General features: G+C 75.0%; 9 protein-coding genes. 1 reads left to right on the top strand and 8 read right to left on the bottom strand.

Annotated features, from left to right (window positions below; genetic code table 11):
- Nucleotides 1–101 precede the first annotated feature (101 nt).
- Both ABT171_RS27155 and ABT171_RS27150 read right to left on the bottom strand, forming a co-directional pair.
- Nucleotides 102–1,280 carry an acyl-CoA dehydrogenase family protein gene (locus tag ABT171_RS27155; protein ID WP_351248182.1) on the bottom strand — a complete coding sequence of 393 codons (1,179 nt, stop codon included), beginning with the start codon at nt 1,278–1,280 and terminating at the stop codon, nt 102–104.
- Nucleotides 1,281–1,388: 108 nt separating this feature from the next.
- Entirely contained in the window at nt 1,389–1,760 is a 372-nt protein-coding gene (locus tag ABT171_RS27150) for a four-helix bundle copper-binding protein (protein ID WP_351248180.1), read from the bottom strand.
- 184 nt (nt 1,761–1,944) lie between these two features.
- Between ABT171_RS27150 and ABT171_RS27145 the strand changes: the two genes are divergently transcribed.
- Nucleotides 1,945–2,310 (top strand): DUF6479 family protein, encoded by a 366-nt coding sequence (locus tag ABT171_RS27145; protein ID WP_351248178.1) that lies wholly within the window; start codon nt 1,945–1,947, stop codon nt 2,308–2,310.
- A 31-nt stretch (nt 2,311–2,341) separates the two neighbouring features.
- On the opposite strand, the gene ABT171_RS27140 is transcribed toward ABT171_RS27145, so the two are convergent.
- The 6 genes from ABT171_RS27140 to ABT171_RS27115 all read right to left on the bottom strand — a co-directional run bounded on the left by ABT171_RS27140 (nt 2,342) and on the right by ABT171_RS27115 (nt 7,995).
- On the bottom strand, nt 2,342–2,797 hold the full coding sequence (locus tag ABT171_RS27140; protein ID WP_351248176.1) for an RpiB/LacA/LacB family sugar-phosphate isomerase: 456 nt from the start codon (nt 2,795–2,797) through the stop codon (nt 2,342–2,344).
- A 126-nt stretch (nt 2,798–2,923) separates the two neighbouring features.
- The gene (locus ABT171_RS27135) at nt 2,924–4,447 is read right to left on the bottom strand and encodes an ANTAR domain-containing protein (protein ID WP_351248174.1); all 1,524 of its coding nucleotides are present in this window, start codon (nt 4,445–4,447) and stop codon (nt 2,924–2,926) included.
- Between the two features lie 123 nt (nt 4,448–4,570).
- Nucleotides 4,571–5,035: an STAS domain-containing protein gene (locus tag ABT171_RS27130; RefSeq protein ID WP_351248172.1), complete on the bottom strand. Its 465-nt coding sequence runs from the start codon at nt 5,033–5,035 to the stop codon at nt 4,571–4,573.
- Between the two features lie 125 nt (nt 5,036–5,160).
- Nucleotides 5,161–6,069, bottom strand: coding sequence for a glycosyltransferase family 2 protein (locus tag ABT171_RS27125; protein ID WP_351248170.1), 909 nt, complete (start codon nt 6,067–6,069; stop codon nt 5,161–5,163).
- Nucleotides 6,066–7,007 (bottom strand): glycosyltransferase family 2 protein, encoded by a 942-nt coding sequence (locus tag ABT171_RS27120; RefSeq protein WP_351248168.1) that lies wholly within the window; start codon nt 7,005–7,007, stop codon nt 6,066–6,068. Before ABT171_RS27120 ends, ABT171_RS27125 begins: the two co-directional genes overlap by 4 nt.
- Nucleotides 6,997–7,995 carry a glycosyltransferase family 9 protein gene (locus tag ABT171_RS27115; RefSeq protein ID WP_351248166.1) on the bottom strand — a complete coding sequence of 333 codons (999 nt, stop codon included), beginning with the start codon at nt 7,993–7,995 and terminating at the stop codon, nt 6,997–6,999. Before ABT171_RS27115 ends, ABT171_RS27120 begins: the two co-directional genes overlap by 11 nt.
- Nucleotides 7,996–8,170 lie beyond the last annotated feature (175 nt).

The raw sequence follows: 8,170 nt of genomic DNA, 5'->3' as shown, positions 1-8,170 counted from the left end.
CACAGTCGGCGCGCCAGACCCGCTACCCACTGGCCCGCGACTTCAGACCGGTGCCAACTATCCCGCTTTTGTGCCAACTAAAAAGCCTCGTCACAAGCAGGCTAGCGCCGTACCCTCGGCATCCCCAGGCCGATCCAGGAGATGATCTCGCGCTGGATCTCGTTGTTGCCGCCGCCGAAGGTGAAGATGACCGCCGAGCGGTAGCCGCGCTCCAGTTCGCCGTGCAGGACGGCGCCCGCCGAGCCCTCCTTCAGCGGTCCCGCGGCCGCGACGATCTCCATGAGCCAGGCGTAGGCGTCGCGGCGGGCCTCGGAGCCGTAGACCTTGACGGCGGAGGCGTCCTGGGGGGTGAGCGTGCCGTCCTGGACGGCGGTGACCATCTGCCAGTTCAGGAGCTTCAGCGCGTCGAGCCGGGTGTGGGTGCGGGCGAGCAGCCGGCGCACCCAGCCGAGATCCACCACGCGGCGGCCGTCGGCGAGTTTGGTCTCCGTCGCCCAGCGCTGGACGTCGTGCAGGGCGCGGACGGCCATGGTGCCGTGCGCGGCGAGGGTGACGCGTTCGTGGTTGAGCTGGTTGGTGATCAGCCGCCAGCCCTGGTTCTCCTCCCCGACGCGGCGGGAGAGCGGGACTCGGACGTTCTCGTAGTAGCTGGCGGTGGTGTCGTGGGAGGCGAGGGTGGTGATGAGCGTGCAGGAGTAGCCCGGGTCGGAGGTCGGCACCAGCAGCATGGTGATGCCCTTGTGCGGCGGGGCGGCGGGGTCGGTGCGCACGGCCAGCCACACCCAGTCCGCGGTGTCGCCGTTCGTCGTCCAGATCTTCTGCCCGTTGACGACGTACTCGTCGCCGTCGCGGACGGCCCTGGTCTTCAGGGAGGCGAGGTCGGTGCCGGCGTCCGGTTCGCTGTAGCCGATGGCGAAGTCGATCTCGCCGGAGAGGATGCGCGGCAGGAAGTACGCCTTCTGCTCCTCGGTGCCGTAGCGCATGAGCGTCGGGCCCACCGTGTTCAGCGCCATCAACGGCAGGGGTACGCCCGCCTGCGCGGCCTCGTCGAAGAAGATGAACTGTTCCATCGCCGTCATGCCGCGCCCGCCGTACTCCTTCGGCCAGCCGACGCCGAGCCAGCCGTCGGTGCCGAGCCGGCGGATGGTGTCCCGGTAGAACCGCTTCTGGGCGGCCGGGTTGGCGTACCGGGCGTAGGCGTGGTCCGGAACCAGCTCCGCGAAGTAGGCGCGCAGTTCGGCGCGCAGTCGCTGCTGCTCGGGCGTGTGGTCGAGATGCACGGCGCCTCCAGGCTCCCCAAGGGCGGTCCTGACGGCGCACACCGTAGAACGTGTTCCAGAAATAGGGAATGACGCGTCGCGGGGAATTCCCGGCTTCGGGCGGGAAGGTCACACGAGGCTCTGCAGGAACTCCGAGCAGGCGTCGGCGCATGCCCTGCAGGTGGCCGAGGCCGACTCGGCGCCGGGCTGGTCGTCGAAGGCGCGGGCGCACTCCAGACAGGCGGAGCGGCACCACTCCAGCCGGACGCGGATCTCGTCCTCGTCCTGCCGCCCCTCCTCGCACAGGACGCGGCACGTGGAGTCGCAGACCTCCGCGCACATGATGCCCAGTCGGCGCACCCGCTCCTGCCGCTCGGTGCCGTCCGGGTCGACCAGGCTCGCGCGCACCGCACAGGCCCTGGCGCACTCGGTGCACGCCTGTGCACACGCGAAGCGGTCTTCCAGGAACCGGTACAGCTGCTGCGAACTGGGCGATGTCACATCATGCGGGTAGCCGGGGCACAGGACGGCAAACCACCGTACGGGCGGACGAGCGCCCGTGACGACGCACGCACGGCGGCGGGCACGCGGCCGCCGTGCACCGTGGGCACGGAATCGCCGTACGTACGGTACCGTCACGCAGTGCGTCCGGTTCGTCCGGTTCTGGGTGGGGTATCCCTCTTCTATGAGTACCGCATCGACGCAGCTGGCCGCAGCGAGCGGCCTGATGAGCCTCGTCCTGTTCATCGTGGCCGTGGGCCTCCTGGCGCTGCTCGCCGGCGGCTTCTGGATGAACTCCCGTGTCAAGTACCGAGAGTCTCCTCGGCCGCGCCCCGAGGAGCAGCCCACGCTGCCGCCGGACGGCCCGGTGCGCGAAGTGCGGGAGAACAGGGAGTCCCAGGAGGTTCCCCAGATCCCCAAGGGCGGCCGTCCGCTCACCCCGTACGAGCTGAGCAACATGGACTCCAAACCGAGCGCGTCGAAGGATCGTCCGCGCTGGAGCAAGGGTTCCAGCGGTTCGTTCGGCGGCGGCGGGCTGGGCGCCCACTGAATCCCGGCCCGCGCCGGACCGCCGTACGCCCCTAGGAACCGTGCCGGGCGGCGTCGAGGCGGCCGACGCGGGCCATGTTCCGCCGGTCCTCGGGGTCCTGGCTGGGTTCCGCCGCGAACCAGGCGTCGAGGATCTCCTTCAGCAGCGGTTCCGAGGTCAGGCGCAGGCTCAGCGCGAGGACGTTGGCGTCGTTCCAGCGGCGCGCGCCGTCCGCGGTGACGGCGTCCGTGCACAGGGCCGCGCGTGCGCCGGGCACCTTGTTGGCCGCGATGGACGCGCCCGTGCCGGTCCAGCAGCACACCACCGCCTGATCGGCCCCGCCCTCGGCGACGTCCCGGGCAGCCGCCTCCGAGCAGACCGCCCACTGCGCGTCGGCGCCCGGCCGCAGCGCGCCGTACGCCCGCACCTCATGGCCACGGCGCCGCAACTCGGCGACCAGGAGACGGGCCACGGGTTCGTCCATGTCGGAGGAGACGGAGATCCGCATACCGGGGAGCCTAGCGTCTGGAGCGCGAGCCCGGTGACGGCCTTCGCGGGCGGGGTCGAGCGCGTGACCGGGGCCCCGGCGGGCGCTCAGCGCCGGCCGGGGCCCGGTGGCGGCGGATGCGGGCGGTCACGAGTGGTCGGGGCGCTGCGACGGAGGTACGCCGCCGCCCTCGCCGCCGCCCTTCTCGCCCTTGTCCGAGCCGTGCGGGCGGCCCGCCTTCCGGTCGGCCGTCTGGCGGGCCTTCAGCTCGCCGCTGTCCTGCGGGGTGGCGCCTCCCTTGTCACTGCGCCGCTGTTCGGGCTGCTGCGGATTGGACATGCGCCGGACTCCCTCCGAATGGTGCGGGGTGCGTGCACGCTCCGGGTTCCCAGAGCCGTGCGGGTCACCCGCGCCGGACGCGGCGGGCGAGGGGGCGGAACCGCTCGCCGCCCGGTGGAGGTGTTCGAGGGCGTCGAGGAGTACGGAGCGGTGGTACCAGCTCAGCCAGGCCGCCGTGTCGGAGGCCAGCAGGGCGAGGGCCTCGGCCTGGGGGGCGGCCGGCCGGTGCCCGGCGCCGGGCCAGTGCAGGGTGATCACGCCGGTGCAGGAGCCGGCTGAGGACAGCACGGGCACGGCGTGCAGGGCGCCGGTGCCCGTGGTCAGCAGGACGCGCCGGAACTCCTCGGAGAGCAGCGCGTCGGCGGCCACGTCGGGCACGCTCACCCGGTGTCCGCTCAGTCGCGCCACCGCGTCGGCCGTACCCTCGTCCCGGCCGCGCACGAGGTGGTCGACGAACGTCTCCGCACAGCCGTAGTGGGTCTCCAGCATCAGCGTGTTCGCGGCCGGGTCGACGAAGCGCACATACCCGGCCGGCGCCCGCCCGATGGCCAGCGCCTCGTGCAGTACGGCGTCGATCATCTGCCGGCGGTAGCGGGGGTCCCGGCCGTCCCGGGCCAGGATCCGCAGCTGCGGCACGGGCAGGGAGCGCCGGCCCGGGAACCACACCTCGCCGTCCGGGGGCCGGGCCACCACCACCGCGGAGACGAGGACGCGCAGCGGCACGTTGAACCGCTGCGAGGCCTCACGCAGCACCCGGAAGGCGCTGCCGGAGTCGGGCAGGCCGTAGCGGACCATGAGCACGCCCTGCGCCATGCCGATGACCGGCGCGGTGCGCACCCGGGCGCGCAGCGCGCGCACCTCCTTGCGCAGGTCCTCGTAGCTGGGCCGCAGCGGATCCGCCATCTGCGAGCGCCAGGCGGGCAGGTCCTCCACGCGGGAGGCGGCGCGGGCGAGCTCCCGCAGCGCCTCGTCGAGGGTGGTGTAGAGCCGTACGCCGTTCAGGCGGGCCAGGTGCACCGCCTCGCGCACTCCGGGCCGGGCGCGCACGATGATCAGGTCCGGGCGTCCGGCGCGCTGCCGGGTCGTCTCACTGAGCGTGTGCAGCACGGCGGCGCCGCCGAGCTGCACATGGGCCATGTCGAGGACGGGGCGCAGGCCCGCGCGGTCCGCCTTTTCGAGGTGGCCGCGCAGCTCCGCCGACCAGGCCTCGGCTCCCGCGGCGTCGAGGCTGCCGGACATGCGCAGCAGCAGCGCTCCCTCGGCGGGCAGTCCCTCCACGACGGACGACTCGATGACGAGCGGGGCCGGGGGCGGGTCGGAAGAGGGTTTCATGGCATCACCGGGATCAGGACGTCGCAGAAGACACGATGGGCCTCTTCCTGACCACTGTGCACGCCAGGTGTCCGGCCCGCGATCGCGCCATGCACCGCGCCGGGAGGCCCGGGGCCGGTGTTCTCACCATGCGGTGCCGCCGGGCGGCGGGCTCGCGCGCGGCCCGGCCTCCAGGGGTTCCCGCAGCGAGTTCAGGGCGGACGCCATCGTGGCATGGGCCCGCACGCCCGGCAGCCCCGCGGCGCGCAGCGCCTCGCGTACGTGCGGCCGGGGCTGGACGACGGGCAGAGCGCGGCCGGAGAAGGCGAGGATGCCGGTGGCCCGGTCGACGGCGCGCACGGCGGCGGCGCAGGCGAGGTAGAGCTCGGTCATGTCCAGCACGGGGTGTTCGCCGGCTCGGTCGGCCTGGGCGATGTGCTCGGCCAGCGCCTCGGAGAACTCCCCGGCGTTGACGGCGTCGACCGTGCCCCGGGCCTTCAGGAGGCTGATCGCGCCGAGTTCGGGGCGGTGCTCGTGCACGGTCTGCAGGAGCAGCGGGGCCGGGCCGCCGGGGCGGAACCGGGCACGGGGGCGCTGACCGTCATCCATGGGATCGCGCTTCCTGGGCGGGGAAGGATCAGAGCAGCCAGCCGCGTCTTGACCGGGGAGTTCACTGTGCCTGCGCCCCGCGCCCGGCGCAACGACTCGGGCCGGGCGTGTCGCGCTGGCGCCGTTCAGCCGACATACCGCCGTGCGGGCGAATTCCGGCGGGCCCGTTCCAGCGCCGCGAGCCGGCGTTCCAGGTCCGGCGGTACGGGGTCGCGCTGGCGCAGCACCCAGGGCAGTCCGGCGGTGGCGTGGGCGAAGGCGCGCGCGGAGGCGGCGTCCCGGGGCACGGTCCGCATCAGGTGCCCGGTGCGGCGCAGCGCCGGCAGCAGCGGGCGGCGCAGCCAGGTGAACCACAGCGTGTTGCGCAGGCCGAGGACGCGCCGGGCCGTGCTGTCGCGCAGCCGGGAGGCGTGGTGGTGGACGGTGAGGTCCTCGGCGTAGGCGAGCCACCATCCCTGCCGCAGCAGGTCGCAGGCGAGCAGTTCCTCCTCGCCGCCGAGCCACAGCCCCGGGTGGAAGCCGCCACCCGCACGGAAGGCCTCGGTCCGCAGCACGGTGGCGGCGGCGAGGAACGAGCCGAGGGCGGGGCCCGGCAGCCAGTCGGGTCCGGGCAGCGGGGACTCGCGCAGTTCGCGTACGACGGGGTCCTCGGTGCCGTCGGGTTCCACGACGATCCGGGCGGTGACGGCCGCCAGCCCGGGCCGGGCGTCGAGCAGGTCGGCGGCGCGGCGCAGGCTGCCGGGCTCCCACCAGGTGTCGTCGTCGCAGAAGGCGACATAGGGCGTGCGGACCTGCCGGACGGCGAGGTTGCGGCCGATGGCGCCCAGGTTGCGGCCCGGGCGCAGCAGCGTCACCTGGGGGAAGTCGCGGGCGACGGCTTCGGCGGTGCCGTCGGTCGAGGCGTTGTCGGTGACGATCACGCGGGGGCGTTCGGGCAGCCGGTGCAGCAGGGCGAGGGTGTGCAGCAGTTCCTCGCGGCGGTTGTGGGTGATCACCACGACGGTCGTGCGGTCGTCGGGGGCGGCCGGGGTCATCGCGCGGGGTCTTCCTGCGGGCGTACGGCCGCCTGCCGGTCGAGCAGGCGGGCGGCGTGTTCGACGTGCGGGGGCAGGGTGCGGCGGCGGGCCAGGGCGGCCGGGAAGCGTACGAGGGTCTCCTTCAGGGCGCGGCGCGCACCGGGGCGGCCGGCCGCGGCGGCCACGGCGAGGTCGGTGCCGGCCCGCAGGGCCACGGGCCAGGGGCGGCGCAGACAGGTGGTCAGCACGTGGTTGCGGCGGACGAGGAAGGCGCGGCCGGTGCGGCCGCGGTCCTCGGGGAGGTGGCGGGCGCGCAGCGTGGGTTCGTAGGCGACGCCCCAGCCCTCGGCGGCCAGGTCGTAGGCGAGCAGGGTCTCCTCGCCGCCGAAGAAGAGCAGCGGGTGGAAGCCGCCGACGTCGAGGAAGGCCTCCCGGCGCACCACGCAGGCGCAGCCGAGGAAGCCGAGCACCGGGCGGCCGGGCAGGTCGGGTTCCGGGGGCAGGGGCGAGGCGGCGAGGACGGCGTTGAGGGGGTCCTCGACGGCCTCTTCGCCGACCAGGGTGCGGGCGGCGAGCAGACCGAGCCGGGCATGGTGGTCGAGGAGGTCGGCGGCGCGGCGCAGGCTGCCCGGCTCCCACCAGGAGTCGTCGTCGCTGAAGGCGACGTAGGGGGTGCGGGCGTGCCGGACGGCCAGGTTGCGGCCGAGCGCGCCCGTGTTGTCCGCGGGCCGCAGCAGGCGGGTGAGGGCCGGGTGGCCGCGCACGGCCCTGCCGGTGGTGTCGTCACGGGAGTTGTCGACGACGATGACCGGGGGCCGCTCGGGCAGCTCGGCCAGCGCGTCGAGCGTACGCAGCAGGCTGGCGGCCCGGTCGCGGGTGATGACGGCGACGGTGATCCGCGGGTCCGGCGCGGCGGTGGGCCTGCGGGTGCGGCCGGCGGCGGACTCAGTGGACACGCGCCACCTCCGGTCCGGCCTGCCGGGAGCCGCTGCCGGCCGGACGGAGCAGCGTCAGGCAGGCCGCGGCCACCTCGCCGGAGCCGATGCGCAGCAGGCGGGCGTCGGGGGTGCGGCCGTGCGGGTCGCCGGGCGGGCCGGGCTTCCACAGGGCCAGGTGGGCCGGGCTCGGCGGCGGGCCCCACAGGTGGGGGGACACCGGGCCGAAGAGGGTGACGGAGCGGGTGCCGTGGGCGACCGCGAGATGCGCCAGGCCGGTGTCGCCGCTGAGCACCAGGGACGCCTCGGCCACCAGCGCGGACAGCTCCGCGTACGGCAGGCCGCCGGTGAGCACGTCACGGGCCCGCTGTCCGCTGCGCTCGGCGACCGAACGCACGAGGGCGTCCTCGCCGGGTCCGCCGGTGAGCACGACGTGGTGTCCGGCCGCGCGCAGGCACCGTACGACGGCGGCGAACCGCTCCCCCGGCCAGCGGCGGGCGCCGGAGGCCGCGCCGGGGTGCACGACCACCGCGCCCGGCGCCGGGGACGGCGTCCGGGGCCGGGGCAGCCGCAGGTCCAGGGGGTCGGCGGGGATGCCGTAGGCGTGCAGGAAGGCGCACCACCGGTCCCGTTCATGGAGCCGGGCCTGCCACGTCGGGCCGTCCGGGCCGGCATGGGCGAGCAGTCTGCGCGGGTGTACCGCCGCGAGGGCGTCGCGGCTCTCGGGGCCGTTGCCGTGCAGGTCGATCGCCACGTCGGGCGGCGGGCCGGTCCAGTGCGCGAGGGAGGGCACCGCCCGCCCCGGGGCCTCGGCCGGGAAGACGGCGTCGACCGCCCCGGTGGCGAGCGCCGGTTCGGCGAGGCCCGGCGGCACGGCGAGAACGGTGCGATGGCCGGGGAAGGCCCGCCGGATGCCGCGCAGGGCGGGCACACCGGCCAGCAGATCACCGAGCCCGAGCGCGCGCAGCACCAGGACGACCGGGGGGTGGGACGAGGGCGTGCGGGTCACCGAGTGACTCCTCCGAAGGGTGCGGCTGCCGTGACGGAACGGCGGGCGAGTACCGCGTCGCGGGCGGGCGACGCGTACCGGATGGCGGAGTGCGCCGGGCGGGGGCGCACGGCACCGGGGCGGGAGCGCCCGGCATCGGACCGGTGCCGGGCGGCGCGTAGACCGGACCAGTGCG

This window comes from Streptomyces sp. NPDC001851, from assembly GCF_040297165.1.
Taxonomy (GTDB): domain Bacteria; phylum Actinomycetota; class Actinomycetes; order Streptomycetales; family Streptomycetaceae; genus Streptomyces.
Note: the sequence above shows the minus strand (reverse complement) of the source record. Positions and strands in the feature narration are given on the sequence as shown.